Here is a 26945-nt window from a genome sequence, read left to right as displayed (position 1 = left end):
GCCAGGATGCCCGAATGCCCATGCATGCCGACTCAGGGTGTATTTTACGCCCGTTTTGTACCGCCGGCAATCGGCCCTCCCATGATAAAATGGAAGAGGAAGGAATACCTATTCAAGGAGGGAATCCATGCAATTCTGGTTCAGCTACAACTGGATGGTCAGAGAGCAGTGGTATGAATGGTGCGGGGAGCTGTCCCAAGAGGAGCTTCTTCAAGAACGGACAGGCGGCGTCGGCGGCATTCTGAAGACGCTGTTCCATATCGTGGATGTCGAGTGGAGCTGGCTGCAGCTGCTGCAGGGCAAGCCGGACTTCCAGGAAAACTTCGAGGAGTACGCGACGCTGGCCAAGGTGCGCGAGCTCGACCGCCGCTTCCGCGCGGACATCGAAGGCTTCATCCGCGGCTGGGATGATTCCATGGAACAGCGGCCGCTTCTGGATACGCTTCCGGACGGAAGAGAGAGGCTGCTCGCCTGGGGCGAGGTCATGAGGCATGTCCTTGCCCACGAGATCCACCATATCGGCCAGCTGTCGGTCTGGTCGCGGGAGCTCGGGCGCAAGCCGGTATCCGCCAACTTCATCGAAAAGGGACTGATCGCACCAGCAGCCCCATGACGGTCCAGCTCTTCGGCTGCCCGCATCCCCTCTTCCCGCAACCGGCTGAACTCCCTGAAAAAAACAGATGCACATAGAAATAGGGCCCTGAAAAGGGCCCTATTTCCATGCCATTCATATCAAGGAGTGATCACGTTGTTGGAATAACCGGCGACGATGTACAGGGAATTGCTCGTGTTCGTCCAGATGCCGATATAGCCGCCGGGAGGAACGCAGGCGATATCGATATAGTCCCCGATCAACGGCACCGGTACCGGACTCGTTCCGTTGGGGTTGAAGGAGACGTCCGTTATGCGCGTATTGGTGAAGCTCTGGCCGCCGTTGACGGAACGGGCGACGTAGACGTCCAGATCGAACCCGTCCACCTGGTTGCTGTAGTAGATGATGTTCACGCCTCCCGTCAGAGGATCGACATCGACGGCAGGAAAGAAATTCTGCGACCCCGTCGGAGCTCCCGTAATGCTCACCGGCGTTGACCAATTGAGGCCAAGATTGGTCGATATGCTCATGAAAATATCGGAATAGCCCTGTCTGTAATCCTGCCAGACGGCGTAAATGCTGCCGTTGTACGGCCCGTTGGACCGGTCGACGGATATATTGGCGAACGTCAGCACCCGAAAGGCATAGCCAGTGACCGGAAGGACATTCGGAACGAGCGATACGGCGCTGATCAGCACAGGATTGCCGAAAGTCGCGCCTCCGTCCAGCGAAGTACGAACGAAGAAATTAAAGGGTGGCGTGACGGTAATCCAGCAAGCGTACAGGTTGCCGACCAGATCGATCGCCATGTCCGGACGCTCCACCTGGGTCGTCGGGCTGGAGAGCAGCGTCGGCTGGTCCCAGGTCGCGCCTCCATCCGTGGAGCGGTTGAGGAATGCGACGGAGTTGCTGTTGTTCGCGACATTGAACTGGTGATTGTAAGAGACGTAGACATTGCCGAGGAACGGACTTGCCTGCCCGTTGTCGGCCAGTACGTTGGTCTCGTCGTTGTTGATATACGTGCCATAGCCTGGACCTACAAGAATCGGAGAGCCGAAGGTCTGTCCGTTGTCCGTGGAGATGTAGACGAAGGTAGTGCCGTCGCTGTTGCCGGGAAAAGCATGCGCGGATACGTAGAACGTGTTCGGAAAGGCGTAAGCGACCACAGCCGCCTCGGCGCCCGCAAAGCCGGCGGGAAGCGGCAGCAGCGTATTCGTCCATGTCGCGCCGCCGTTGACGGAACGGTACAGGCCGGTCTGCGGCACGCCGGACGTCGTATCCGTCGCGACCGCCACCATAATGGATGGATTCAAAAGATTCACGGCGACTGCCGGCTCGAAGATCGGGTTGCCTCCGCTCGGCGTGACCTGGAAATTGAAATTGGCCAACCGGGAAACCTCCTGTTCTTTTTCAATCGCTTCAACTTGTGCATGCTCCATCCTATGCCGCCGTTCAATAGCCCGCATGTTCATTCGCCTTTTGGAAAACAATTCTTCCAAAACCCAAGCATGTCCTCGCCTTATTCCATAGATTAATAGAAACCAAGGGAAAGGGTGATGCAGTATGGCTTTGACGACAGGTATTATAACGAATACGAGGGCAACGGGAACGGCAGCGACGAACATTGTGGTGAGCAGCCGCAACGAAACGGCAGCGCCAGCCTCGGTCGTGGTGCAGATCTTTGTCGTTCCCTCCACGACACTGGTCTTGACGCCTATTTATGTGACGGGTTATATCGTTCCCGCCTACAGCGCCGACATCCGGACTTTCACGGTCAGCGGAAACATCGCTTACGAGGTGCAGCTGGTCAACAATACGGCCTTGGCGAATGTCGTCTTCTCGACGTTCGGCATCGACGAATTCGGCAATCTGGTCCAAGAGCAAGGCTTTCCGCAAACGAAAATGACGGTCATTCCGGCCTTGACGCCCATTTTGATGTAAAAAGCGGCGGCCCGAAAAACCTGACCCCGGCCTCCGGCCGGGGAATTTTTTGCGCTCAGCCTCTGCTTTTCCTTTCATCCATGCAGCCCCCTTCCAGGATAGGAAGATGAAGGAAGCCATCGCCGCCTCACCTCTCCGTTCCCATTCGGATGCTGCCGCCTTCCTTAAAAAGGTCGCTGTTGTCCTTCTCGAGCACCTGTCCGCCAGTCTGCCTTGTCCATGCATGATTCGTTCCCGAACCGCATAATGGTTAAATCGACCTATCAGCTTGCGGAAGCGGGGATGAGCAACCATGCCTTTTGTCAACCGTTTTTTGCTGAACAACAACGGAGCCATTACGTATACGGGCAACACCTTGGGCCTCAGCAGCTCCGACACCGTTGCGGTGCCGGGAACCGTAGACAGCATCGGAGCCTTCGTAACGACCGACACGGGCCAGACCTTCGGCCTGTACCCCCCGGGAACAACGGGGAATTACGCGCTCAACAACTCCACGGCGATACTGGTGCTCCCGGCGGGCAGCAGCGTCCTGTACGCGGAGCTCATCTGGGGCGGCACCTACATCAACAACGGCGTCGACCTCAGCGCGTTCATCAACGATCCCGTCCGCTTGACGACGCCGTCCGGGCTGTTCAGCATTACGCCGGACCCCGCCACCCGCTTCAATGTGCTGCTCTCCAACTCGCCGCCATACCCTCCCGCATACGCCTACGTGCGCTCGGCGGATGTCACCGGCATCGTACAGACCGCCGGAGCCGGCGATTATACGGCCGGAGGAATCGTCGGCACAATCGTCGTTCCGGATCCGACCTCCAACCACGCCATGTGGACGCTCGCCGTCGCTTACGCCAACGCGTCCGAGCCGCTGCGGAACTTGTCCATCCGCGTCGGAGCGGCCGTCATTCAGGCCACCTCGGGACCGGTCAGCACGGTCATCACCGGATTCGCCACCCCGTTTCAAGGCGCGCTGGACGGACGCGCGCAGCTCAGCGCCCAGGAAGGCGACGCAAACAAGACGGGGGATATGGCCCAGTTCGGCCCTACCGCCGCCACACTGACGACCTTATCGGGTCCGAACAACTTCGCGAACAACTTCTTCGCCTCCCAAATCAACAACGATGCCGGACTTCTCGACACGACCGGCACCTTCGGCACCCGCAACCAGATCAACGGAACCCCGGGAACCAATATCGTCGCGGGCAGGCAGGGCTATGACGTTACCAACGTCACCGTCGCCGGCACGCTGCTGAATGCCCAGACCTCGGCCGTCTTCAACCTGACCACCAGCGGCGACGGCTACCTCGTGGACTCCGTCGGCCTGCAGATCGACATCACCGCGCCGCTGATTACGATCGTCAAGTCCACCACAGCGACGGACGCCGTTATCGGCGATATCGTCACCTATACGCTCACCGTGCAGAATACAGGCGTGGTCAATGCCAGCAACGTGCAGGTGTTCGATACGATCGACGAGACGAGTGCCGCCTTCGTCCCCAACAGCGTTACGCTGAACGGCGTTCCCGTTCCCGGCGCGACGCCGGAAACCGGCGTCACGGTCGGACTGCTGACTCCTGGCGCAACAGCCGTCATCACCTTCCGGTATCAGGTGACCGCCGTGCCGTTCGGAGGGACCATCGACGACCAAGGAAACGTCGCGTACACGTACCAGCCGACTCCCGATTCGCCGCTCATCTCGACCTCCGTTCCGTCCAACATCGTCCATATTCCTGTATTCTCGCCTGTCGTCGGTCTCGTGAAGAGCGGAGTGCCTGAATCCGTCTTCATCGGGAACCCCGTCACGTATACGCTGAATGTCAGCAACACCGGCAACATCGCCGCCAACGTCACCATCACGGATCCGACCCCCGCCGGCTCGTCCTTCGTTCCGGGCAGCATGACGGTCGGAGGCGTTGCCGTACCGGGCGCAAGTCCCGTGACCGGCATACCGATCGGCGTTCTGGATCCAGGCGCGTCGGCTGTCGTCACCTTCCAGGTGCTCGTCACCTCCGAGCCTCCCGGAGGCAATCTGGTCAATCAATCGACGGCCGCGTTCACCTATCAGCCGCCGGACGGGCGCATGCTGACCGGCTCGACGCCTTCCAACCAGGTCGTCATTCCGGTCCTCAATCCGATCGACACGCCTAACGTTCCCGTCGTCAAAAGCGCAGACGCCGCAAGCGGCATCGTCGGAGAAGTCATCACGTTCACCATCGTCTCCACCAACAACAGCGTCGCCGGCATCCTGAACGCCGTCCTGACCGACACGGTTCCAGCCGGTTACGCCTTCGTCGCGGGCAGCGCGACAGTGAACGGAGTGCCCCAGCCGGCAGCCGATCCTATTACCGGCTTCGCAATCGGAACGTTAGCCATCGGCGCCTCGGCGACGGTCTCCTTCCAGCTGATGATTACGTCTGTGCCGGTGCCTCCCGTCCTGACCAATACGGCGTCCTTGCAGTATGATTTCCTCGGAAATCCGTACAGCACGCCTTCCAATCCGGTCGACGTCACCGTGCTGCAGCCGGTCATCGTGCCGCTCAAGAGAGCCAATGCCTTCGGCGGCGCTGTCGGGCAAACGATCACCTACTCCGTCACCGTTACGAACAGCGGCAATGTCGCCGCCATCACGACCGTTGCGGATTCTCTCAACCCGTACAGCGCCTTCGTAGCCGGATCGGTTTTCGTGAACGGCATCTCCGTCCCGGCCGCAAGCCCCTTGACGGGCATCGTCATCGGCAGCATAGCTCCCGGGGAATCCGTCGTCGTCTCCTACGATGTCGTGCTCACCGCCAGTCCGCCGACAGGCGTCTACGACAACCAGGCTGTGGCCGCCTTTACGTTCCAATCCCCTTCCGGATTGACGGGCAGCGGCTCGACGCCTTCCAACGTCGTTCAGATCGTCGAGAACGACGGCGATGTGACGATTGCGAAGTCAGGGTCGGAAACGTTCGGCATCGTCGGAGACATCGTCACCTTCACCTTGACCATCAGCAGCGCATCCGCGCTTCCCGTGACGGATGTCATCGTCTCCGACAATTCCACCCCCGGCTCGATTTTCGTGCCGGGCAGCGTCACCGTCGGCGGCGCTCCTTCTGCCGGCAACATCAATGCCGGCGTCGGCATCGAGACGCTGGCGCCGGGCCAGACCGTCATCGTCACCTTCCAGGAAGAGATCGTGTCCTTGCCGGAGCCCGGCTACAACGTCAACGATTTCGCTACAATCACCTTCGTCCTCGGAGGAACGACCCGCATCTCGCAGTCCAACATCGCGACCGTGACGATCGCCCAGCCGGTCATCAGCGCCGTGAAGAGCGCCGCCGAGCCCTACGTATTCGTCGGCGACGAGGTGCACTATCAGACCGTTGTCACCAATACCGGCAGCTTCAATGCCGAGTTGACCTGGTTCCACCTGCTGCCGCCGGGCTCCGTGTTCGTAGAGAACAGCCTGACCTTGAACGGAATGCCCGTACCGGGAGAGAACATGCTGACAGGCGCCTTCATCGGCACCGTCGAAGCGAATTCGACGGCCTTCATCACCTTCAAGCTCAAGGTCGTTTCCTACCCGCCTGCGGGACAGCTGCTCAACCAGGGAAATCTCGTCTTCAGCTTCACTTTCCCGAACGGCCGGTCGTTCACGCTCAACCAGAAAACCAACCCGGTCGTCGTTCCGGTACTCGCCCTCTCCACGCTGGCCAAATCCGTCAGCGCAAGCAGCGTCGCGGTCGGAAACTCCGTCGCCTTCTACTTGACGGTGTCCAATCCGAACATCGCTCCGCTCCAAAACGTCGTCCTGACCGATGCAATTCCAAGCGGGCTGTCCTACGTTCCCGGAAGTCTCAGCCTGAACGGCACGCCGCTCCCGAACACGTCGAACCTGAGCCGCCTGTCGATCGGGACCGTCCCCGCTCAAGGCTCGTCGGTCATCCGCTTCCTCGCGAACGCGGACTTCGCGCCGCTCAATCCGGTCGTGGTGAATACGGCGTCGTTCAGCTACGACCTCTCGCTGCCCAGCGGCAATCCCGTGCCGCGCACAGGCGTATCCAACCCGGTGCCGGTCACGATCGAGGAACACGAGGAATAAGGCAGCCCATTCAGGCAAAACGAAAAAAAGCTTGGCATCCGCCAAGCTTTTTTTCGCGCGCTGCAAGCATCGCCGCTAGACGTTCCCGGCCAGAATCTCCTCGGCAAACTCCGCCAGCCGCACCGGCTCCCCGCCGGAGAGGCGGGACTTCTCCGCCGCGAACGCCATCAGGTGGCTGCGCACAGAGGCGGCTGCGGAGGTCAGGCCTTCCTGGCCGTCGTAGGAGCGGACCTCCTGCAGGAAGCTGCGGACGATGCCGCTGTCTCCGCCTCCATGGCCGGTCCACTGCTCCGGAATCGTAATTTCGTTCTTGCGGTGCGTCAGGAAATCGTAGACGGTGATCTTGTCTTCCTCTCCCCGGATCTCGCCGCGCGTGCCCATGATCTGGATGCGCCGTTCCTGCTCGTAGGTGAAGCCGCTCATGCTGAACATGGCCGTCGCTCCGCCCTCGAATTCCATCGCCACGACCTGATGGTCCACGACGTTGTTGTCGCTGCGGTAGACGCAGCGGCCGTAATCCGTCGTGCGCAGCCCTTCGAGAATGGTCTCGCGCTCCAGGTTCGGCGAGAAATGCCCGGCCCAGCCCTTGTAGGGCTTGCTGAGATAGAAGCGCGGCGCGGAATAAGGGCAGTCCGGCTCCACCGCGCAGTCCAGGCAGCGGGCGGCGGATCCGGCCGGAGCCTGCTCCTCGCGGAAATGCATGAGCGAGCCGAAGGAGCTGACGCTGACGCAGCTCTTGTCCATGAGCCAGCTGAGCACGTCCATGTCATGGCAGGACTTGGCCAGAATCATCGGGCTCGCCTTGTCGGAGTTGTTCCAGTTGCCCCGTACGAAGCTGTGGGCGATATGCCAGTAGCCTACGTTCTCGTTGAGCTGAATGGAGGCGACCTCGCCGATCTCGCCCGAGGCGATGATTTCCTTGATCGTCGACCAGAACGGAGTATATCGCAGCACATGGCAGATGCTCAGCAGCCGGCCGTGATCCCTGGCCGCCTGCTCCATGTCGAGGCACTCTCGCGGATTCGGAGACATCGGCTTCTCCAGCAGCACATGATAGCCGGCCGCCAGCGCCCTCATCGTCGGCTCGTAATGCATCCGGTCCTGGGTGCAGATGATGGCGATGTCCGCCTTCCTCGGCTCTGCCAGCAGGCCTTCCCATGACGGGTAGCGTTCCTCTGAAGCGATGCCATGCTTCTCCGCCGTCCGCTCCAGACGCACCGGATCGGCTTCCGCCACGGCGGGCAGCCGCAGCTCCTGGGGATAATCCAGCGCGTAAGGGGCGTAACCGCCGGCGCCTCGCGCGCCGGCTCCGATCAGCACTGCTGTAAGTGGGGGCATGATTGTACCTCTTTTCTCAATTCTTGTTGTTGCGGTCCAGCGCCGCCTGATAGATTTCGATATACTGCTTGAGTCCCATGCCGTCCAGCGTCGAGACATAGGAGTCCCAATCGCCGAGCTTGGCGTCTCCGACGATGAATTTGTCCCTCATCTCGTCCACATAGGTCTGGATGTCGGTGCCGACCGTGGAGAGCACCTCCTGCTCCTCCGCCGTGAAGCTGAAGCCCGGCCAGACGGCATCCGGCTTGAGCACGTAGGGATCGGCCTTCTTGGAGTTCGCCACGGAAGTCGGCAGCGCCTCGGCGCCCTTGAAATACTTCTCCTTCACATAACCCGGATAGAGGCCGCCCGGCCAGATGAGATAACGGCTGACCGCCTGGTCGAGGCTGAGGCCGTCCTTGTTTTTGGCCATATCGTCGACATACTCCACGCTGCCGTCGGCGTTCTCCTTGTACGTATCGTCCTTCCAGCCCATGAAGAAGTTCTTGATGCCTTCGTCTCCATAGAAATAGTCCATCCAGCGGATCATCGCCTCCGGATTTTTCGCCTTGTCCGTCAGGACGAACTGCGCGATCCCGCCTAGCGGAGCCCCGAGATAAGTGTACATCCGCTCGCCGTCCGGCCCCTTCAGCACCGGCAGGCCGACATAACCGTTGTCGTTGTAGATGGCGACGGGATCGACGTTGTCGACGACGCCGAGCAAGCCGGCCGTGCCCTTGGCGTCGATCTCCTCGGCCTTGACGGAGGCGATGTCCTTCTCGATCAGGCCGTCCGCGTACAGACCGTGCACGTACTCCAGCAGCTTCTTGTATTCGGGAGCGGCCGCCACGAAGCGGATCTTGCCCTTGTTCGCGGGGGCCTCGTCGACATAGGGATTGGCCGCTCCGCGGTTGTTGAGGCCGAAGGAGCCCTTGAGATACCCCATGAGACCCGCCGTACCGGTGCCGCCCCAGGCGATCTCATCCGGCTTGCCGTTGCCGTTCGGATCTCCCGTCTTGAACGCCTTCAGCATCGCCTTGAACTGGTCCAGATCCTGCGGCTCCTGAATGCCCAGCTTCTGGAGCCATTCGGTCCGCACCCACGGCGTATTGAAGAAGACGGAGCGGAAGTCGGGATCGTAGATGACCGGCAGGGAGTAGATGTTGCCATCCGGCATCGTGATGCCCTGCTTGATGCTCGGGTATTTGTCCATGATCGCCTTGAAGTTCGGCGCGTACTTGTCGATGAGGTCGTTGAGCGGCAGGAAGACGCCCTGCTCGCCGTACTTGACCACCTCGGAGCGGCTGAAGGACGAGGCATAGAACACCTCCGGATAATTGCCGCCGGCAAGCAGCAGGTTGCGCTTCTCCTTCAAGCCGTCCTTCTGGACGGTCTCCCAGTTCATATGGATGTTGGTCTTCTTCTCGTATTCCTGCCACAGCTTGAGATGGCTCCAGTCGACGTTGGCGAAAAACTTGCCCGCAAAGCCGGACACCTCGATCTTGTCCTTGACGATCGGGAAGCCGAACGCTTCGATGCCCGCGTCCTCACCCTTGGAGCCTCCCGCTTCGGCGCTGCCTCCGCCGTTTCCGTTGTTGCTGCATGCCGCAAGCATCGCAGCCGTCAGCGCAAGCGCCAGCGCCCCTTTTGCCTGCCTCTTTCCGATGATCACCCTAACCCCTCCCGATGTCGTTGGTATGCCTCTTCATCAGCTCGTAATGCATGTATGGAAGATCAGCCCTTGATGGCGCCGACCATGATCCCCTTCACGAAGTAGCGCTGCAGGAACGGATACAGGAGGAACATCGGAATGTTCGCGACGACGAGCACCGCATACTTGATGCCCTCGACGGCGCGCTGCTGCTTGATCGCCGATTCGGTGGAGGCCCGCACCATCTCGTCGGTCTGTCCCTGGATCAGGATTTCCCGCAGGATGAGCTGGAGAGGGAACTGCTTGCGGTCGGACAGATAGAGCAGCGCGTTGAAGAAGGCGTTCCAGTGGCCGACCGCGTAATACAGCACCGTCACGGCGATGATCGGCATGGACAGCGGCAGCACGATGCGGATCAGCGTCTGGAAGTTGGAGCAGCCGTCGATGACGGCAGCCTCCTGCATTTCCGCCGGGATCGACTGCTGGAAGTAGGTCCGCATGATGATGATGTTCCAGACCGATACCGCTCCCGGCAGAATCATGACCCAGAACGTATTCAGCAGATGAAGGTTCTTGATCAGCAGATAGGTCGGGATGAGGCCTCCTCCGAAGAACATCGTGAACACCATGACGCCCATGAACAGATTGCGACCGGCAAAATCGCTCCGGGAAAGCGGATAAGCGGCGAGAATCGTCATGACAAGATTCAGCCCCGTGCCTGCCGCGGTGTAGAGCAGCGTGTTCAGGAATCCGCGCACGATCGCATCGTTCTTGAAGATGCTGGCGTAGGAATCGACCGTCATTCCCTTCGGCCAGAGCCAGATTTCCCCGCCCATGATGTATTGGGGATCGCTGAAGGAAGCGCTGACGACGTAGACGAGCGGATACAGCACGCACAGGGCGACAAGGGAAAGCAGGGAATAAACGACGATATTGAACATCCGGTCTTCTCTTGCTGCGGTCATGCTACTCTCCCCTTTACCATAGGCTGGTCCCCCCGGCGCGCCGGGCGACGGCGTTCACGAGCACAAGCAGCAGGAAATTGATGACGGCGCTGAACAGGCCGATCGCGGCCGAGAAGCTGTAATTGGCGTCCAGGATGCCGCTGCGGTACACATATGTGTCGATGATGTCCGAGCTCGCCAGATTGAGGTTGTTCTGCATGAGCAGCACCTTCTCGAAGCCGATCGCCATGACGCTGCCGAGGTTGAGGATGAGCAGGATGACGATCGTGGGACGGATGCCGGGAAGGTTGATATGCCAGATGCGCCGGATCCGGCTCGCTCCGTCGACGCGGGCCGCTTCATGCAGCTGGGTGTCGATGCCTCCGAGCGCGGCGAGATAAATGATGGAGCTCCACCCCATCGTCTGCCAGACGTCGGACAGCACATAGAGCGTCTTGAACCACGAAGGATTCGCCATGAAGTTGACGGTGTCTCCCCCGAGCGCGCCGATGAACTGATTGACGAGGCCGTAGCGGGGGTTCAGGAAGATCATCATCATGCCGACCACGACGACGGTCGAGAGGAAATGCGGAGCGTATGTGATGGTCTGGACAAACTTCTTGAATCTCTCAGCCTTCGCTTCGTTGAGGAGGAGCGCCAGAAGGATCGGAATCGGGAAGCCGATGACGATCAGATACAGGCCGAGCTCGATCGTGTTGAAGACCAGCCTTTCGAAGAAGAAGCTGTGGAAGAAGCGGTCGAAATGCTTCAGTCCGACCCATGGGCTGTCCCAGATCCCTTTGTTGATCCGGAAGTCCTTGAATGCGATTTGAATGCCGTACATCGGAACGTAGTGGAACAGAATGTAATAAGCGAGTACCGGAGAAATCATGACATAGAGCTGCCAATTGCGAAGGATTTTGCTGAAGCGGGAGATTTTGGCTGTGCTTTTCAACGGTTTTCGGCCCACATGCTCTTGCTGAAGCATCGCCATCGGTTGATCGCCCTCCAAGTGCGGTAGGTTTGTTTACGTGAATCTATCATATGAGAACGATATCCAAATTGTCAACGATATAATCCAAACATTTTTGGTTTTTTCCTCTCGTTTGGATTGAGTTTTAGAAGAAAATAGAGTCTGTTCCTATCCGAATTCGAATAGATAACGCTTTCATTTTCTGTTTTGCTCTGCTCCTTTGCAATCCTGTTTTCTAACTTAGCAGAAAAGATCCAAATCGGCAACAAGTATTTTGGAGTCAATTATCCAAAATATTTGGATAAGAACCCGCAAAAAAACCTGACGATAAAACGTCAGGTCAGGGAAGAGTCCAGCTGCCAATCGGAGGATTCGCGTACAACGAGCGAGCAAGGCAGCAGCAGCTTCGGCACATCCCGGTATTCGCCGCGCGCGAAGTCGTAAAGGAATTTGCAGGCGGCCCGCCCGATCTCCAGCCTCGGCACATGCACCGATGTCAGAGGCGGCGACGTATACTGCGCCAGCTCGATGTTGTCCATTCCGGCGAACGCGATATCCTCCGGAATCCGGCAGCCCAGGTCCATGGCAGCCCGCATCGCGGGAATGGCGAGCGTGTCGCTGGCGCAGAACAAGGCGGTCGGCCTGTCCTCCGGCGCCAGCGCGCTCAGCATGGCGGACGTTTCGGCATAGCTCTTTTCCACGCTCCAGTCCGCATCCACGATCCATTCCGGCCGGAACGGCAGATCGGCCTGCAGGATGGCGAATTTGTATCCGAGATACCGTTCGTCGTTCTCCATGATCTTGTCGAAGGCGGGGCCTCCGACATACCCGATCCGGCGATGACCCTGGTCCAGCAAATGCCGGACCGCCATCCGGGCCGCCGACATGCGGTCGCAGTCGACGGTCGGAATGCGGATGGAATCGTCGTTGAGGCTCACCCCCGCCATCGGGATGCCGCTGTCGACCAGCGTCCGATGCATGCCCCGGTCATACCAGCCCAGAGCCAGCACCGCTCCCGCACCGGTCTCGTCCAGCATGGAACGCAGCCTGCCGGGTTCCCGCAGCTCCTCATAGGAGCGCATGATCGCCGGCGGCAGTCCCATCTCGGCCAGCCTGCCGTGGAAGCCTTCGAGCACTTCGGCAAAATAAGGATGGTTGCCCATGAGATTGCCGGGCAGGATGCATACATATTGCAAAGGCAGACCGGCTGCCGGAAACGCCATTCCCTGCAGCGGGTAGCCGACCTGGATGGCGGCCGCCTTGATCTTGCGCTTGGTCTCCTCGCTGACGGGCCTCGACGTATCGCCGCTGATCGCCCTGGATACCGTAGAGATCGACACGCCGAGCAGATCGGCGATGTCCTTGAGCTTGGCCACTTGCCCGTACCTCCATTCACTCGCTCCAATTATGCTTCAACCATCTTATCATATCGGAGAAGCGGAGATATACTTGCCACTTCACCGGCCTGACGTGATAAAATAAACGATAATGAACCGAGCGGATAGACAGGCCGATTCCGGCTGAGAAGCAGGCAAAAGGGAAAAAGGGAAATAGGAACGCTCATGGTCTCCATTGGGATCTGCGGACCAAGACAATAAAGCATGGAGGTTATGCAGTGGACACGATGGTGCTGCGGGTTGCCCGCAATTTGAAGAAAATCCGCAAGGCCCGGGCCTACAGCCTGGACAAGCTGTCCGAGTTGACCGGGGTCAGCAAGACGATGCTCGCCCAGATCGAGCGCGCCGATTCCAACCCGACCATTACGGTGCTGTGGAAAATCGCGAGCGGACTGCGCATCTCCGTCTCCGACCTGATCGAAGAGGAACGGCCGTCCGTCACGCTCGTGAAGGCTTCCGTCCGCTCTCCCATTCTGGCCGGGGACGGCAAATATAGGAGCTATCCGCAGTTCTCGTACAACGACAGCTCCCGCTTCGAGATCTACCGGGTCGTCATGCTGCCCGGCTGCGTCTATGAGGCCGAGCCCCATCACGAAGGCGTCGAGGAGTTCGTCACCGTCACGCGCGGAACGCTCCGAATGGTCATCGGCAACGAGTCCTACACGGCCGGAACGGGCGACGCGATCCGCTTCGACGCCGGGCAGCCGCATACGTATCTCAATGAGTCGGGGGAAGAGGAGACCGAGCTTCAAAGCATCATTCTCTACCCGTTCTAAAGGGGTCGTGTCTGCCCCTCGCGGACGGCCGTCCAACCGGCGCGAACGCGCGCCCCATAAGGGATTTCCGACTTCCAACAACCTTCGCAGAAGGTTGTTTTTTGTTGTTTACAAAGCAGGGTCGACTAATATACTATTACATACGAAGCAGTACCATATACTGCACATATGTTCGTTATGACGATCATTCTTGATCAGAGGAGAATGAAAAATGAAGGATACGATGATTGGTTTGGTCAAGGCGGAGCGCAAAGCCGGCGCCGTGCTCATGGAAGTGCCGATTCCGCAAATAGCCGCCGACGAAGTCCGCATCAAGGTGAAAGCAAGCTCCATCTGCGGCACCGACATGCATATTTACCACTGGGATGAATGGGCGGAGCAGAACGTCGTGACGCCGAACGTATTCGGCCACGAATTTTCCGGCATCGTCGAATCGGTCGGAAGCGCTGTCACGAATGTCGCCGTCGGCGACCATGTGTCGGCCGAGGGCCACATCGTCTGCGGCACCTGCAAGCAATGCCGCTCCGGCAACGCGCATGTATGCCCGAATACGCGCAGCTTCGGCATCAGCGCTCCGGGCTGTTTTGCGGAATACGCCGTGACCAAAGCCGTCAATATCATCCACAACGATCCTTCCCTGCCGCATGAGCTGGCCTGCCTCCAGGATCCGCTCGGCAACGCGGTCCACACCGTCATGGCCGGAGATATCGTCGGCAAGTCCGTCGCCGTCATCGGCTGCGGCCCGATCGGCCTCATGGCGATCCAGGTCGCCAAAGCCGTCGGCGCGGGCAAGATCATCGCCGTCGACCTGCATGATTACCGGCTCGGCATGGCCGCCAAGCTCGGCGCGGACGCCTGCATCAAGTCGGAGCCCGGCAAGGATGTCGCGGCGGAGCTGCGCGGCCTGACGGACGGCGCTGGCGTCGAGGTCGGCCTCGAGATGTCCGGCAACGGCCACGCGATCAACAGCCTGCTCGAGGCAATGGCGAACGCCGGACGCGTCTCGCTGCTCGGCATTCCGTCCAAGGCGGTGCCGATTGATTTGGCCCGCCACATCATTTTCAAAGGCTTGCAGGTATACGGAATCACGGGCCGAAGAATGTACCAAACCTGGCATCAGATCAAGGGCCTGCTCGACGCCGGCCGGATCGACCTGCGGCCGCTCGTGGACCATACGTTCACGCTGGACCGCTTCGAGGAAGCCTTCGAGCTGATGGGCTCCGGGCAATGCGCCAAGATCGTGTTCAAGCACGAGTAGAGTCATACTAAAGGGCCGACGCGGCCCCGTTCAAAAAGGAGAGATCCGCCAATGGCCGGACTAGACGGATTGAAGGACGAACTGGAGGAGCTGAAGCGGCAGGGGCGCTATCGCCTGCCCGCCGTTTGGGAGAGCGGCTCCGGCCCGTGGATGGAGATGGGCGGCCGCCGCATCCTGCAGATGGCCTCCAACAACTACCTGGGCCTGACCGACCATCCCCGGATGAAGCAGGCCGCGATCGAGGCGATCGAGAAGTACGGCGTCGGCAGCGGCTCCGTCCGCACGATTTCGGGCACGCTCGACATCCATGACCAGCTGGAGCGCGAGCTCGCCGAATTCAAGGGAACGGAGGCCGCGCTGGTGTTCCAGTCCGGTTTCACGACCAACCAGGGCGTGTTCGGCACGCTGCTGCAGCCTGAGGACGTCGTCATCAGCGACGAGCTCAACCATGCCAGCATCATCGACGGCATCCGCCTGACCAAGGCAGCCCGCCGCATCTTCAAGCACAAGGATATGAACCAGCTGGAGGAAATTCTGAAGGAATCCGGTTCGTTCAACCGCCGCTATATCGTCACGGACGGCGTCTTCAGCATGGACGGCGACATCGCCCCGCTGCCGGACATCGTCGAGCTGGCCGAGCGTTACGACGCGATCGTCTGCGTCGACGACGCCCATGCGAGCGGCGTGCTGGGCAAGAACGGCAAGGGCACGACCGACCATTTCGGCCTGAACGGCCGCGTGCATATCCAGATCGGCACGCTGTCCAAAGCCGTCGGCGTTGTCGGCGGCTACGCGGCAGGCAGCCTCGCGCTCAAGGAGTACCTCATCCACAAGGCGCGTCCGTTCCTGTTCAGCACATCGCAGACTCCGGCCGTCGCAGCAAGCTGCCTGGAGGCGATTCGCGTGCTGCGCAGCAGCCCCGAGCTCGGCGAGCGCATGTGGGCGTCGGCGAACTCCTTCCGCTCGCAGCTCCAGGGTGACGGCTTCGACACCGGCGCCAGCGAGACGCCGATCATCCCCATCGTCGTCGGCGAAGCCGCACGCACGATGGAGTTCTCGGCTCGGCTGCTTGAAGAGGGCGTATTCGCTCCGGCCATCGTCTATCCGACCGTCGCCGCCGACAAGGGCCGCGTCCGTTTCATCATCACCGCCTCCCACACGGCGGAGGATCTCGAGTTCGCGCGCCAGGCGCTGCTCAAGGTCGGACGCGAGTTCGGCCTGCTGGGCTGACCGTTTGGATATTGAAAAAGCTGTCCCCCGTCCTTCGACGGCAGGGACAGCTTTTTTGGTTGGCCGGGACGGCCTTTTTGATGTCTGATCCGCCCTATTGTTCCGTGCTTGCTTCGTGCTTGTTCCGTGCTTGTTCCGTGCATGTAATGGCCTTGTTCCGTGCTTGTTTCGTGCCTGTTCTGGGCTTGTAATGGCCTTGTTCCGTGCCTGTTTCGTGCCTGTTCTGGGCTTTGCGACCTCTCGGAGGCTTATCGATCCCTGTTTCAACTACTGGTCAATTCTATCGGACATAGGATCCGCTATTTCCCCATTTTCAGGCATTAAAAAAAATTTAACGGACATCAGATCCGCTATTTGAGACTTTAAGTCACCAAAAAGCCTATTTTGATAAAAATAACGGATCTGATGTCCGATAGAAGGCCCTTTTCCAGCAAAACAGACGAAATAACGGATCTGATGTCCGTAGCAGTCAGGAGCCCAAAGAAAAGTTGGTTGGTGCGGTCCGAAATGATGTTCGATGGTGGATAGCCGATTGAATACGGTCGGGCTGGTTTTTCGCAGTTCATTAAATTGCTCAGCTGCCTCACTTCATCATGGCTGGCTATTTCCGCTTCCGAGATTTTGTTTCTCAAAGCTACGGCTGGCTTTATTTGTTTCGGGCTGTGACCACAGCATTACGCCATGGCCGCTTATGTCTGTTCCTGCCCGTCGCACTAAGAAATGGCTGGTTGGTTCCATGCATATAGGTTTAGCGAAGGCTGGCTCCAGCTCTCTGACGTGAACGCCGATCACTCTTCCTTATCGACTTCACGACGTTAACACACTCATTCTTCCTTATCGACTTCCCGACGTTAACACACTCATTCTTCCTTATCGACTTCACGACGTTAACACACTCATTCTTCCTTATCGACTTCCCGACGTTAACACACTCATTCTTCCTTATCGACTTCCCGACGTTAACACACTCATTCTTCCTTATCGACTTCACGACGATAACACACTCATTCTCCCTTATCGACTTCCCGACGTTAACACACTCATTCTTCCTTATCGACTTCCCGCCGCGGGCCTCCAACTCTTTCCTACCCGCTCTCCGGCGTAAAAACCTCCGACTCATAGACCGGCGAGTAAGCCCCTGCCCGTCCATCCGGCGCATGAGCCTTGACGCGGTACCACGCCTTGGCGGAATGAGCCCGCAGCGGATCGCGCCAAGGCATGTCATAATCGGCCTCCCGGGCAGCGAATACTGTCTGCCATGGCCCATCCGCTCCGCGGCTGGAGCGCTCGAGCGTGTACATCGCCGCCCCGGCTACGCCGCGGAACATGATCTTCTCCTTTGCCGCCGTGATGACAGGGGCTTCCGGAAGCGGGAATTCCGGCACCACCCTGCCGCTCATCCGGAAGGCATGCTCACGCAATCGCAGCACCCGCCTGCCGATCTCTTCGTTGACGCCCGTGCCGGGATAATGAAGCGAGAACCCGTCGTAATGCGGCACGTACCCGCCCCCGTCGCCATGTCCGAAGAGCGACCAGAACAGCGTTCCCGCCACTCTTTCATCCTCCTCGGCATGGCGGACAAAACCTTCCAGATCGCCTTCAGGCCATCCGAACTCTCCGGCGATATACACCTTGCCTGCAGCGGCCGTGTCGGCAGCGTCTGCAGCCAGCTTCACCGCGTCGGCAGGATAATAATGCACGTCGAGAATATCGAGCTCCTCGATGCCCAGCTTGTCCCGATCCAGCTCGAACTGCTTGCCGTGCGAGATCAGGTGGCGGCCGTCCTCGGACTTGATATGACAGGCGATCTCCCGCACCCATTCGGCCGGAGCGCCATTGAGCTCATTTCCCAGTTCCCAGGCCATGATCGTCGGATCATCCTTGTAGGCCGTCTCCGTCAGGCTGTTGACCCTGTTCAGCACAACGCTTATGTACGACTTGAAGTCCTCGATGACGGCCCGATCCGTATAGAACAGACCTGGGTCGTCGAGCCCGCGCCAGGAGGCAAAGGTTTCCCTGCCCCCATGGTAATAAGCCCAATTGCACACAAAAGGAACCAGCAGCCTGAGTTCTCGGCGGCCGGCTTCTGCGATGGCAAAGTCCACTCGGCGAAACGCCTCTTCATTGTACTCCCCGCGCTTTGGCGACAGAGCCTTAGGACAGCCCTGGGACGCGGCCAGCGTATGCGAACGAACGACGGCGGCACCCATCTGAACGGCGGCATCCAGCGCGTCGAGCACCCGGAATTCGGTCGGCCAGTCCACTCCGCCTACATTTTCGTCGAGCCCAAGCCAGTAAATATTGGGGCCTCCGAACCGGAACGGCTTGCCGCCAAGCATCAACCGGCTGCCTTCGCGGCTTATGAATTCCCTGCTCGTCATGGATGCATCCCTGCCTTTTCTTGGATAAATGAGAACGATTTCAAGAAAAAGCATACCACGGCCTTTATTTTCGTTCAACATAAATAAACATTTTATTATGTGTTTAAAATTGTTAAAGATCGAGATTTCTCTCTTCCTTTTTCAATCCTTTCCTTTTGCAATCCAACGATGGATTCCATCCCTATATCTTCTATAATGAAAGTCAATCCAACTATGATAGGGTTGCTACTATGCAGCTGAAAATCGTTCATGCTGATCATTCCCGGCGCGAGACGCTGAGCCGGTTGATCCAGCGGCTAGATCCCCTTTGTCGAAGCTGGCCAGCGGAGCAAGAGCCTTCGAGGTAACGACAAAGAAACCGCCCTTCAGCTCGTAGAAAGACACCACTTCATTAAAAATGGAATGGAGCGGCCTGCCTCTCCTTCCAGGAACAGAAAGGTATTTCTGAATCCCTCAAACTGATTCGTGGTAACCAGCGGATTCCGGACATACTGCGCCTGCAGGCCCGCTCGGCGGATGCCGAAGCTCCAGCTTGATGCAGATCGAGCCGAGATGCCGCCCGTCTGACTCCAGAATCCAGATCCTTTCGCGCGAATCGCTGCGCTCCACGATTCCTCTCACTCTCTCGTCGACGATCTCCCGAAACGACTCGTCATATCCGTGCTCCCGCCCGTATAGCTCGGCATGGGCATCGACTATCGCCCGGGCATCCTCTTCCTTATATGCTCTCAGGTTCACATTTTCGCCTCTCTCCAACTTCAGCTTTCCTTCAAATACATCCCGACCGCGGAAACGATCTCCTGAAGAACATCCAGCGACCGCCCGGCATCCGGCAGCTCCAGTCCATGGTCGCCTCCGTCGATCGTCAGCAGCCGGACCCCATTGCCCGCCGCTGTGCGCTGCATATGCTCCGGGCCGAACACCGGGTCGGCTGTTCCGACTGCAACCAGCCCTCCATTCCGCAGGATAGAGGAAATCGCCGGAGCGATCGGGGTCAGGAAGATCTGGCGGATTTCCTTGCCTCTCGATTGTTCCGCAAGAGACTCCCGAGCAAGGCTGGAGACGACCGTTCCCACGCTCTTGCCGATGTAGGCAAGGCGGTCATATCGCTCCAGCAGCGGCCTGAGGACGGCCGCGCTGTCGGCGCTTGCCGCAGCTGCCGCTTCCTCGAAGGGACCAGGATCCCGGCGCGCCGCCTGATAGCCGTATTCCAGCAGCAGAAGGTCGTAGCCTTCCTGCATCGCCGACTTCCCGGCATAGTGCAGCAGCGGCATTTCGCAGGAATAGCCTTGTCCTGGAAACAAAGCGGCCAAGGAGCGGCTGCCGTCCCTCCGAATCCAGCGGCAGCGGATGTCCGTTCCCCAGGCGGATGGAGATTGAATCCAGCTCATATGCATACCGAAGCCCTCCTTATCCTTCCATATCTTCCTTGTTATTCTAGCATATGTATTCTTAAAAACGCCTCCGCATCTTCGGCAGCAGCAGGCTGCCAGCATCAAAAAAAGACAGGGCTGAATGTACCATCCCTGTCTTTCTGTCTTTCTGTCTTTCTGTCTTTCTGTCTTTCTGTCTTTCTGTCTTTCTGTCTAGCCCGACCCGTCCCGAGCTTCTTCCCATCCGGCCCGCTACGCCTCGGCTGTCTCCGTCTCGCCAGCAGCGGCAACGACCGCTCCGGCCGGCGGAGCTGTCGACTCTCTCTTGATCAGCGACGTCGACAGCATCACGAGCTCCGGCAGCCGCTCGGGCTCTCCGATTCTCCCCAGCACGAGCTGGGCCGCCCTCGCTCCGATCTCTTCCTTGGGCACGCTGACGGTCGTCAGCTTGGGCTGATTCAGCTCGGCGAGCGTGAGATCGTCGAAGCCGACGACGGACAGATCGCGCGGACAGGAAAGCCCCATCTTGCCGATCAGGTTGAGCGCGTCGAAGGCGATGAGATCGTTGGCGCAGAAAAGCGCCGTAAGCCTGCGCTCCGCGTGCAGCTCCGCGCCCAGCTCGGCCGCGAACGCCGGCTGGGTATACATGCCGCTGCCGCTGACGCCCATGCCCTCGATCATGACGGCCTCGGCCTGGTCGGCCGGCTGGCGGCGGTTGTGCACGGCAATTGCTTCCGCAAAGCCCCGCTGGCGCTCCGAAAAGCTCCAGGTCGTAAAGGCGTCTCCGGCAAAGCCAAGCCTGCGGTGGCCTTCCGCCAGCAGCGCCTGCACCGCCTGGTAAGCGCCGAGGTAATTGTTCGCAAGCACCTGGTCCATGTCGGGATGCTGCGCGTCCGGATCGACCAGCACGAACGGAAGCTTGCGCCTGGTCAGCTGATCGGTGTAGGCTTCCGGCAGCTGCCCCAGCACGATGACTCCGTCGACCTTGCGCTCGGTGATGGCGGCTGGCATGCCGTCCTTCACCCGCATCGTCACGTCGATGCTGGAGAGTACCATGCTGTACGTCTGCTTGGCGAGCTCCGCGTCGATGCCCTTGATGATTTTGCCCCAATATTCAGGGTCGTCCAGATAGGCGCGGGGCATGAGCACCGCGAGATTGCCCGTCAGGGAGGAGCTGCCGAGCCGCTTGCTCCCCTTGATCCGGTAGCCCTCCTCCTCGGCCGTTTTCCAGATGATTTCGCGCGTCACCTCGTTGACGGCGCTGTCTCCGGAGAGCGCCTTGGAGACCAAGGCTTTGGAGACGCTCAATTTATCGGCAATCATTTGCAGCGTAACCTTTTTCATGATGCTCACCCCTTAGGTTTACGACCCTTTCCGGTTCGTCTTCATTCCTTCTAAGTGTAAGGGTTCCTTCAACTTTTTTCAAATTATTTCAGCCTTTCTCAGCGCCCTTTATCTTAGGAATGAAAAGTTTGTTTGCAAGAAATGGCAACCATTCCTATTCGGGGGTCGTAAAAAGATGGAAGGCCATGGAAGAATTTCTCGGGAAAGAACAATCGGAACCGCAATCCTTCGTTGCGTTCAGATCAAATGGGGAGGACATCCAATGAAAACGACACGCATCCTGCTAACCCTCGGCCTGATTGCAGCTCTATTGACCGCCTGCTCCGGAGCCGGGTCGGATGAAGCGGAAGCCATATCCGTTCTGGATAAGGCCATTCACATTCAATACGACGTCAAGCATCGCGATATTCCGGAAGATCATTATTCCATGATCAAAGAACGCGGCAGCTTGCTTAAGCCTCTCGTAACCGGAGAGCTGCTCGACAAGCTGGAAGCCAACATGGATACGGCTATGCCTGTCCGGATTGCAGCCTATAACAAAGCCGATCTGGAGGCAACAGTAACAGAGATGAAGATTGAAGCGGTCAAGGATGCAAAAGACTCCTACGACCTTAAATATACCGTTGTTGTAAAGGTGACCGAAGACAGCGGTAAGGTTCAGCCCTACAGCGTCCCCGGAGAAGCGACCGCCGTCCGGACAGCGGAGGGCTGGGTTCTGAGCCGTCTCTGGTCCGATTACCGCTGGATGGCTAAGCTGTATCCTTGACCAACAACCGGAGCAGATGGCTTCACCGTCTGCCGCGCAACGCCGCCCAAGGAGCTTCAGACAAAAAAAGCCCGCCCGGCTGGATGCCGGTGCGGGCTGAAGCCGTTCTATTCGAACTTCACGAGGTAGTAATTCTTCTTGCCGCGGCGCAGCACGACGTAGCGTCCATGCAGGCGCTGCTCGGACGTCAGCATCGTGTCGATGCCGGTCTGCTTGACGCCGTTCACGTAGACGGCGCCGCTCTCGATATCCTGCTTGGCCTGGCGGCGGGAAGGAGCGGCCTTCGCCTCGACGAGCAGGTCGATCAGCCCCGTTTCGGCCGCCTCTCCCATAACCGTCGTCGGCATGTCCTGCAGCGCCTCGACCAGCTCGTCCTCGCTGAGCTGCGTGACGTCGCCGGAGAACAGCGCAGCCGTAATCTTCTCGGCGCTCTCGACGGCATCGGCTCCGTGCACGAGCCTGGTCACCTGGCGGGCGAGCTCGCGCTGGGCCTCGCGCTTCTCCGGCTGCGACGCGACAGCCTGCTCCAGAGCCGCGATCTCCTCGCGGGAGAGGAACGTGAAGTACTTCAGGAAGCGGATGACGTCGCTGTCATCCGTGTTGATCCAGAACTGGTAGAACTGGTACGCGCTCGTCTTGCTCCGGTCCAGCCATACGGCTCCGGATTCGGACTTGCCGAATTTTTTGCCGTCGCTCTTCGTGACGAGCGGCATCGTGATGCCGTAAGCGTCGCTTCCGCCCATTTTGCCGATCAGGTCCAGGCCTGCGGTAATGTTGCCCCACTGGTCGCTGCCGCCCAGCTGCAGATTGACGCCATGGTCGCGGTTCAGCTTGAAGAAGTCGTACGCCTGCAGAATCATGTAGCTGAACTCCGTGAAGGAAATGCCGTTCGCGAGGCGCGAGTCGACGGAGTCCTTGGCCAGCATGTAGTTGACGGTGAAATTTTTGCCGATGTCGCGCAGGAACGTGATGATGTCGAGCGGCGCGAGCCAGTCGTAGTTGCTGACGAGCTTCGCCGGATTGCCCGCCGCCTCGAAGTCGAGGAAGCGCGACAGCTGGTTTTTCAGGCTCTCGGTCCAGTTCGCGACCGTGTCGTCCGTGTTGAGCGAGCGCTCGGTGGAGCGGCCGCTCGGATCGCCGATGAGGCCGGTGCCGCCGCCGACGAGGGCGATGGAGTTGTGGCCCGCCAGTTGGAAGCGGCGCAGCGTCAGGATCGGAAGCAGGCTGCCGATATGCAGGCTGTCTGCCGTCGGGTCGAAGCCGCAGTACAGCGTGACGCGGCCTTCGCTCATCTTTTTGCTCAGTTCCTCGCGGTTCGTCACCTGGTACACCAGGCCCCGGTACTCCAGATCCTCCAGCAATTCCGAATTGACGGCCGCAGCTTGTTCTTGTGCCATGTCTGTTCCCTCCACTTGATTGAATGTTTGTTGCAGCCGAGCCTGTTGATTGAAAGCCGCCTGACTGTATCGCTCCATGTCTAAGGAAAAAAAAAGAAAGACCCCTCCCTGTCCAAAGACAGGGACGAGTCATCGCGGTACCACCCTATGTTGAGCTTCCCGTACAGTACGAGAATGCTCCGCTCTGCCGGGTAACGGCCGGCTGCCGTCCAGGCCCTTCTGCCTCAGGCAGTTGCGGACACGGATGCTCCAGGATGTAATTCGCAGCCCGACCCCGCACCGGCTTGCACCAACCGCCGGCTCTCTAGAGCGATGTCGCTCGGGCGCTACTGATTCCCTTCAACGCACTTTATCGCTATCACTTTAGCGAATCCCGGCGGATCTGTCAACCGCCCTACAGAAGACCGCTGTACACTTCCGTCTCGTAATCGAAGCTGACGGTTCCGTCCTGCTGCGTCTCGTCGAAGATCTGCCGCAGCTCATCCAGCATCTCCTCATGCCCGGGCTGTCCCTCAGCGGGAGCGTACGAGGAAGACAGCAGGCGGCCCTTCACGCCTTCGTAATCGAAGATCTGCCTGTTAGGGAAAGTCTGCCATTCCAACGTTCCCTCGCGGAAGAAAGCCTGCAGCGCTTCCGGAGAGACGTTGCGGTGATTTACGCTCGCATAGTCCGTCCCGTACTTATGCAGCAGCGCCTCGTACCTCTCCAGGAAGGGCGTGCCCGTAAGCACGCGCGAGTTCCAGATCAGGAACGCGCGTCCTTCCGGCTTCAGGATGCGGCGGAACTCCGCCTGCGCGGCAGCCTGGTCGAACCAGTGGAAAGCCTGCGCGCTTACGATCGCGTCGACGGAGGCCTCGGCCATCCCCGTATCCTCCGCAGGCGACAGCATCAGGCCGAACCGCTCGTCGGGGCCGAGCTTGGCCCAGGCCGCCTTGGCCATATCCGGATTCGGCTCCACGGCCATGACCCGGAGCTGCCTCTCCAGCAGCAGCCCGGAGAAGATGCCCGTTCCGGCACCGATATCGGCTACCGGAGAATCCTCCTTGAGCCCGCCGCGGCTGATGATGTAGTCTACCGCTTGCGCCGGGTAGCTCGGCCGGTATTTCTCATAGTTCTCCACACGGCTGGAAAACCGCTCCTTGCTGTCCATCGATCATCCCTCCAGATCTCGTCCATGAGGCCAGGGTTGCCGTTCGAACCAGCCGATGCCGGCGCGCACCCTGGCTTGTCTGCATGCTTAACCGTACCAGACAAGGATCGCTCAGGCAACCGGAGGCTTGCAATAAATGATCTCGGGATCGCCTTCGTCCAGGTTGTCGACGACCCCGCTGCGGACGTAGCCCATCGCTTCGCACAGCTGCTGCATCGGCTTGTTGGATTCGTTGGTCGAGGTGAACAGCTTATGTCCCGGAAGCTCGGCCTCCCAAGCCTCCATAAGACTGCGGCCGACTCCGCTCCTGCGGTCGTCCGGATCGACAATGATCAGCTGCAGGAACCGCTGCCCGAAAAAAGACCGGTCATGCGCGGCGAAGCCCGCGAGGCGGCCCTCTCGAAGAGAAACGAGGCAGCAGCCGCTGCGCACATGCTTCTCGAGCTCGGCAAGCCGCCCGCCATGTCCGACTGCCTTGGCATCCAGAGCGGCTATGGCCGGCAAGTCGGCCATCGATGCCTTGCGGACGTCGCTGGAGCAGGCAATGCCTTTGCCGGACGTTTCCGTTCCTTCAGACACTCCCCCGGAAGTTTCCGCCGCCGATGAGAAGAGAAACAGCTTGCTGCAGCCAAAGTGCTCCAGCTCCAGATCCTCCTCCGTATATCCGTCTTCCCCCGCATGGCGGGCCAGCGACTTCCGCCAGAAGGAGATGGAGCCGCGATTGCGCTCTCCCGGCGTCGTGAACAGCGACCAGCTTCCGGGATGACGCCGGAACAGCTCGCCGGCCGCTGCTTCACCGACGCCTTTGCCTCGGTAGGGTCTGAGGATGAAGAATTCGTTCACCATATAATCGCTGCCGGACTCGGTGTACGGCCCGGAAGCGATGAGCGCGAAGCCGGCCGGAATTCCGTCCGCGAGGATCAGATAGGGGAACAATAGGCCTTCCTTTTCCCACCAGATTTCGAATTCGCCTTGCTGCTCCTGCAGTGTCTGGATTCCGTCATCCTCTTCAAACACACCGCAGCGGTTCGGCAAAACTTCGCGGATTCCGGCCAGATCATGCAGATACAGCGGATACAGATTCATGAGAATAAATTTGCGGTCCAAGCCGCACGGTTCTACGGATATGTTCATGTTTATGGCTCTCTCCCACGTTTTGTCCTGCACTTACTATACTTGCAGGCTGAGGCGGGAGGATATGGAAAGAACGGTTATAGCCGAAGAAACAGGAGGATTCGGTCTGCGGGCTTGATAGGACAACTCTGTTCTTCAGATGTTTCCGCCTCCCTTGACCGCAAGCAGCTCAATTCGCTTCAGTCCATAGTCCGAAGAACCGCCAGGGAATCGCATCCATCCTTTTCAGACCCCGTCCTCTTCATAAAAGGTAATCCGGTTCCCGAACGGGTCCATCACGGTCGCTTCGCAGCCGCCCCAGGGGGGCTTTTCCAATCCCGGCCTGGCATACCGGTAGCCGCTGTCCAGAAGAGCCTTATGATAGTCAGCCAGACCTGCCGTCTCGATCCGAATGTTGGCGCCGGGACTTCCATCGCCGTGATGCTCCGAGAGATGCAGCTCGCAGCCTCCCAGCTTTATGGCCATATAGAGAGGCAGCGCCTCCTCGAATCGATGCTCCCAGAGCAGTTCAGCCCCCAGAAAATCCAGGTAGAATTCCTTTGCCTTGCCGACGTCGAACATGCGCATAATGGGGACGACTCGATTGAATTCAGGCATTCTTATATCCCTCCTATAGATAGGTTTACCGCCATTTCCAAAAACTTCTGCGGCACACTCGACAAACCGCAGCGCCGCCGGAGGAAGACAACCCTCTTTTCTTGTCATCATGCCTATTCGGCAGATGGAGCCCTCATCCTCCAGCGGAATCAAAGTTAGTCCTTCCAGCATTGATTCCGGCAGGATCGAGACACCGAGCCCGGCTGCGGCGGATGCAGCCGCTGTCATGAGAGCCTCGCCCCGCCTGAAAGGATGGCTGCGGCTTGAAATCCAGCCCAAAGCAGTCGTCGATAGCTTCCTCGAGGCTGTGTGTGCCAGATTCCAGCCCATTCGGGAATGTTTGGACATCGTCAACTCTGCTGCCTATGTATTGGCGGTTGGCGGCCATTTCGGAGTTCTTTTGGACATCATCAAACCTGCTGCCCATGGCTCGCGACCATTTCGGAGTTCTATCGGACATCATCAAACCTGCCGCCCATGGCTCGCGACCATTTCGGAGTTCTTTTGCACATCATCAAACCTGCTAACCATGGTTCCCAACCATTTCGGAGTTCTTTTACACATCATCAAACCTGCCGCCCATGGCTCGCGACCATTTCGGAGTTCTTTTGGACATCATCAAACCTGCTGCCCATGGCTCGCGACC

Annotated in this window: 21 protein-coding genes, 2 pseudogenes and 1 other annotated feature; of the genes and pseudogenes, 8 read left to right on the top strand and 15 right to left on the bottom strand. The window is 59.2% G+C overall.

Features of this window, described 5'->3' with window-relative positions:
- The first annotated feature begins 127 nt into the window (after positions 1–127).
- The gene (locus VE23_RS21190; RefSeq protein ID WP_021881299.1) at positions 128–613 is read left to right on the top strand and encodes a DinB family protein; all 486 of its coding nucleotides are present in this window, start codon (positions 128–130) and stop codon (positions 611–613) included.
- A gap of 119 nt (positions 614–732) precedes the next feature.
- Here VE23_RS21190 and VE23_RS21185 read toward each other — a convergent pair whose 3' ends face one another.
- Positions 733–1980, bottom strand: a complete 1248-nt coding sequence (locus tag VE23_RS21185) for a sialidase family protein (RefSeq protein ID WP_049869039.1) — start codon at positions 1978–1980, stop codon at positions 733–735.
- 175 nt (positions 1981–2155) lie between these two features.
- On the opposite strand from VE23_RS21185, the gene VE23_RS21180 reads away from it, so the two are divergent.
- Both VE23_RS21180 and VE23_RS21175 read left to right on the top strand, forming a co-directional pair.
- Positions 2156–2533 carry a hypothetical protein gene (locus VE23_RS21180; protein WP_021881297.1) on the top strand — a complete coding sequence of 126 codons (378 nt, stop codon included), beginning with the start codon at positions 2156–2158 and terminating at the stop codon, positions 2531–2533.
- Between the two features lie 292 nt (positions 2534–2825).
- Positions 2826–6611 carry a DUF7507 domain-containing protein gene (locus VE23_RS21175; RefSeq protein WP_049869038.1) on the top strand — a complete coding sequence of 1262 codons (3786 nt, stop codon included), beginning with the start codon at positions 2826–2828 and terminating at the stop codon, positions 6609–6611.
- 75 nt (positions 6612–6686) lie between these two features.
- Here the strand turns inward: VE23_RS21175 and VE23_RS21170 are convergent, their stop codons facing one another.
- The 5 genes from VE23_RS21170 to VE23_RS21150 all read right to left on the bottom strand — a co-directional run bounded on the left by VE23_RS21170 (position 6687) and on the right by VE23_RS21150 (position 12872).
- Positions 6687–7949, bottom strand: coding sequence for a Gfo/Idh/MocA family protein (locus VE23_RS21170; protein WP_049869036.1), 1263 nt, complete (start codon positions 7947–7949; stop codon positions 6687–6689).
- Positions 7950–7965: 16 nt separating this feature from the next.
- Positions 7966–9543, bottom strand: a complete 1578-nt coding sequence (locus tag VE23_RS21165) for an extracellular solute-binding protein (protein WP_049869817.1) — start codon at positions 9541–9543, stop codon at positions 7966–7968.
- A gap of 119 nt (positions 9544–9662) precedes the next feature.
- A complete protein-coding gene (locus VE23_RS21160) occupies positions 9663–10544 on the bottom strand; it encodes a carbohydrate ABC transporter permease (protein ID WP_048745024.1) in 882 nt (293 codons plus the stop codon).
- 13 nt (positions 10545–10557) lie between these two features.
- Positions 10558–11517, bottom strand: a complete 960-nt coding sequence (locus tag VE23_RS21155) for an ABC transporter permease (RefSeq protein ID WP_084781610.1) — start codon at positions 11515–11517, stop codon at positions 10558–10560.
- Between the two features lie 314 nt (positions 11518–11831).
- The gene (locus VE23_RS21150) at positions 11832–12872 is read right to left on the bottom strand and encodes a LacI family DNA-binding transcriptional regulator (RefSeq protein WP_049869034.1); all 1041 of its coding nucleotides are present in this window, start codon (positions 12870–12872) and stop codon (positions 11832–11834) included.
- Positions 12873–13120: 248 nt separating this feature from the next.
- Here VE23_RS21150 and VE23_RS27885 point away from each other — a divergent pair.
- The 4 genes and pseudogenes from VE23_RS27885 to VE23_RS21135 form a co-directional block, all read left to right on the top strand.
- Positions 13121–13303 (top strand): annotated as a pseudogene (locus VE23_RS27885) (helix-turn-helix domain-containing protein); the annotation flags it as partial.
- A 144-nt stretch (positions 13304–13447) separates the two neighbouring features.
- Positions 13448–13669, top strand: coding sequence for a cupin domain-containing protein (locus VE23_RS27880; protein ID WP_374725878.1), 222 nt, complete (start codon positions 13448–13450; stop codon positions 13667–13669).
- A 211-nt stretch (positions 13670–13880) separates the two neighbouring features.
- Positions 13881–14927: an L-threonine 3-dehydrogenase gene (gene tdh, locus VE23_RS21140; protein WP_049869033.1), complete on the top strand. Its 1047-nt coding sequence runs from the start codon at positions 13881–13883 to the stop codon at positions 14925–14927.
- A 51-nt stretch (positions 14928–14978) separates the two neighbouring features.
- Positions 14979–16157 carry a glycine C-acetyltransferase gene (locus tag VE23_RS21135; RefSeq protein WP_049869032.1) on the top strand — a complete coding sequence of 393 codons (1179 nt, stop codon included), beginning with the start codon at positions 14979–14981 and terminating at the stop codon, positions 16155–16157.
- 1085 nt (positions 16158–17242) lie between these two features.
- Here the strand turns inward: VE23_RS21135 and VE23_RS21125 are convergent.
- The 4 genes from VE23_RS21125 to VE23_RS21110 form a co-directional block, all read right to left on the bottom strand.
- Entirely contained in the window at positions 17243–18538 is a 1296-nt protein-coding gene (locus VE23_RS21125) for a hypothetical protein (protein WP_048745037.1), read from the bottom strand.
- 453 nt (positions 18539–18991) lie between these two features.
- The gene (locus VE23_RS21120; RefSeq protein ID WP_127509414.1) at positions 18992–19276 is read right to left on the bottom strand and encodes a hypothetical protein; all 285 of its coding nucleotides are present in this window, start codon (positions 19274–19276) and stop codon (positions 18992–18994) included.
- A 20-nt stretch (positions 19277–19296) separates the two neighbouring features.
- Complete coding sequence (locus VE23_RS21115; protein WP_049869029.1) at positions 19297–19935, bottom strand: alpha/beta fold hydrolase; 639 nt, start codon at positions 19933–19935, stop codon at positions 19297–19299.
- A gap of 228 nt (positions 19936–20163) precedes the next feature.
- The gene (locus VE23_RS21110) at positions 20164–21255 is read right to left on the bottom strand and encodes a LacI family DNA-binding transcriptional regulator (protein ID WP_069202504.1); all 1092 of its coding nucleotides are present in this window, start codon (positions 21253–21255) and stop codon (positions 20164–20166) included.
- Positions 21256–21517: 262 nt separating this feature from the next.
- Here VE23_RS21110 and VE23_RS21105 point away from each other — a divergent pair, with 262 nt between their 5' ends.
- Positions 21518–22021, top strand: coding sequence for a hypothetical protein (locus VE23_RS21105; RefSeq protein ID WP_049869028.1), 504 nt, complete (start codon positions 21518–21520; stop codon positions 22019–22021).
- A gap of 107 nt (positions 22022–22128) precedes the next feature.
- Here VE23_RS21105 and tyrS read toward each other — a convergent pair whose 3' ends face one another.
- The 5 genes and pseudogenes from tyrS to VE23_RS27875 form a co-directional block, all read right to left on the bottom strand.
- Positions 22129–23418 (bottom strand): tyrosine--tRNA ligase, encoded by a 1290-nt coding sequence (tyrS, locus tag VE23_RS21100; protein ID WP_049869027.1) that lies wholly within the window; start codon positions 23416–23418, stop codon positions 22129–22131.
- A 117-nt stretch (positions 23419–23535) separates the two neighbouring features.
- Positions 23536–23770, bottom strand: a binding site (T-box leader).
- A gap of 42 nt (positions 23771–23812) precedes the next feature.
- The gene (locus tag VE23_RS21095; protein ID WP_049869026.1) at positions 23813–24568 is read right to left on the bottom strand and encodes a class I SAM-dependent methyltransferase; all 756 of its coding nucleotides are present in this window, start codon (positions 24566–24568) and stop codon (positions 23813–23815) included.
- A 111-nt stretch (positions 24569–24679) separates the two neighbouring features.
- A complete protein-coding gene (locus tag VE23_RS21090) occupies positions 24680–25702 on the bottom strand; it encodes a GNAT family N-acetyltransferase (protein ID WP_049869025.1) in 1023 nt (340 codons plus the stop codon).
- A gap of 225 nt (positions 25703–25927) precedes the next feature.
- Positions 25928–26299 (bottom strand): glyoxalase superfamily protein, encoded by a 372-nt coding sequence (locus tag VE23_RS27495; RefSeq protein WP_049869024.1) that lies wholly within the window; start codon positions 26297–26299, stop codon positions 25928–25930.
- A gap of 51 nt (positions 26300–26350) precedes the next feature.
- A pseudogene (locus VE23_RS27875) lies at positions 26351–26527 on the bottom strand (LysR substrate-binding domain-containing protein); the annotation flags it as partial.
- Positions 26528–26945 lie beyond the last annotated feature (418 nt).

This window comes from Paenibacillus sp. D9, assembly GCF_001188365.1.
Lineage (GTDB): Bacteria > Bacillota > Bacilli > Paenibacillales > Paenibacillaceae > Paenibacillus_O > Paenibacillus_O humicus.
This window is presented reverse-complemented; position numbering and strand designations above follow the sequence as displayed.

What these genes read in the sequence shown, in the direction of transcription:
- VE23_RS21190 (WP_021881299.1), top strand. Translation starts at nt 128, where the DNA reads ATGCAATTCTGGTTCAGCTACAACTGGATGGTCAGAGAGCAGTGGTAT.
- VE23_RS21180 (WP_021881297.1), top strand. Translation starts at nt 2,156, where the DNA reads ATGGCTTTGACGACAGGTATTATAACGAATACGAGGGCAACGGGAACG.
- VE23_RS21175 (WP_049869038.1), top strand. Translation starts at nt 2,826, where the DNA reads ATGCCTTTTGTCAACCGTTTTTTGCTGAACAACAACGGAGCCATTACG.
- VE23_RS21170 (WP_049869036.1), bottom strand. Translation starts at nt 7,949, where the DNA reads ATGCCCCCACTTACAGCAGTGCTGATCGGAGCCGGCGCGCGAGGCGCC.
- VE23_RS21165 (WP_049869817.1), bottom strand. Translation starts at nt 9,543, where the DNA reads ATGCTTGCGGCATGCAGCAACAACGGAAACGGCGGAGGCAGCGCCGAA.
- VE23_RS21160 (WP_048745024.1), bottom strand. Translation starts at nt 10,544, where the DNA reads ATGACCGCAGCAAGAGAAGACCGGATGTTCAATATCGTCGTTTATTCC.
- VE23_RS21155 (WP_084781610.1), bottom strand. Translation starts at nt 11,517, where the DNA reads ATGGCGATGCTTCAGCAAGAGCATGTGGGCCGAAAACCGTTGAAAAGC.
- VE23_RS27880 (WP_374725878.1), top strand. Translation starts at nt 13,448, where the DNA reads ATGCTGCCCGGCTGCGTCTATGAGGCCGAGCCCCATCACGAAGGCGTC.
- tdh (WP_049869033.1), top strand. Translation starts at nt 13,881, where the DNA reads ATGAAGGATACGATGATTGGTTTGGTCAAGGCGGAGCGCAAAGCCGGC.
- VE23_RS21135 (WP_049869032.1), top strand. Translation starts at nt 14,979, where the DNA reads ATGGCCGGACTAGACGGATTGAAGGACGAACTGGAGGAGCTGAAGCGG.
- VE23_RS21125 (WP_048745037.1), bottom strand. Translation starts at nt 18,538, where the DNA reads ATGACGAGCAGGGAATTCATAAGCCGCGAAGGCAGCCGGTTGATGCTT.
- VE23_RS21115 (WP_049869029.1), bottom strand. Translation starts at nt 19,935, where the DNA reads ATGCATATGAGCTGGATTCAATCTCCATCCGCCTGGGGAACGGACATC.
- VE23_RS21110 (WP_069202504.1), bottom strand. Translation starts at nt 21,255, where the DNA reads ATGAAAAAGGTTACGCTGCAAATGATTGCCGATAAATTGAGCGTCTCC.
- VE23_RS21105 (WP_049869028.1), top strand. Translation starts at nt 21,518, where the DNA reads ATGAAAACGACACGCATCCTGCTAACCCTCGGCCTGATTGCAGCTCTA.
- tyrS (WP_049869027.1), bottom strand. Translation starts at nt 23,418, where the DNA reads ATGGCACAAGAACAAGCTGCGGCCGTCAATTCGGAATTGCTGGAGGAT.
- VE23_RS21095 (WP_049869026.1), bottom strand. Translation starts at nt 24,568, where the DNA reads ATGGACAGCAAGGAGCGGTTTTCCAGCCGTGTGGAGAACTATGAGAAA.
- VE23_RS21090 (WP_049869025.1), bottom strand. Translation starts at nt 25,702, where the DNA reads ATGAACATATCCGTAGAACCGTGCGGCTTGGACCGCAAATTTATTCTC.
- VE23_RS27495 (WP_049869024.1), bottom strand. Translation starts at nt 26,299, where the DNA reads ATGCCTGAATTCAATCGAGTCGTCCCCATTATGCGCATGTTCGACGTC.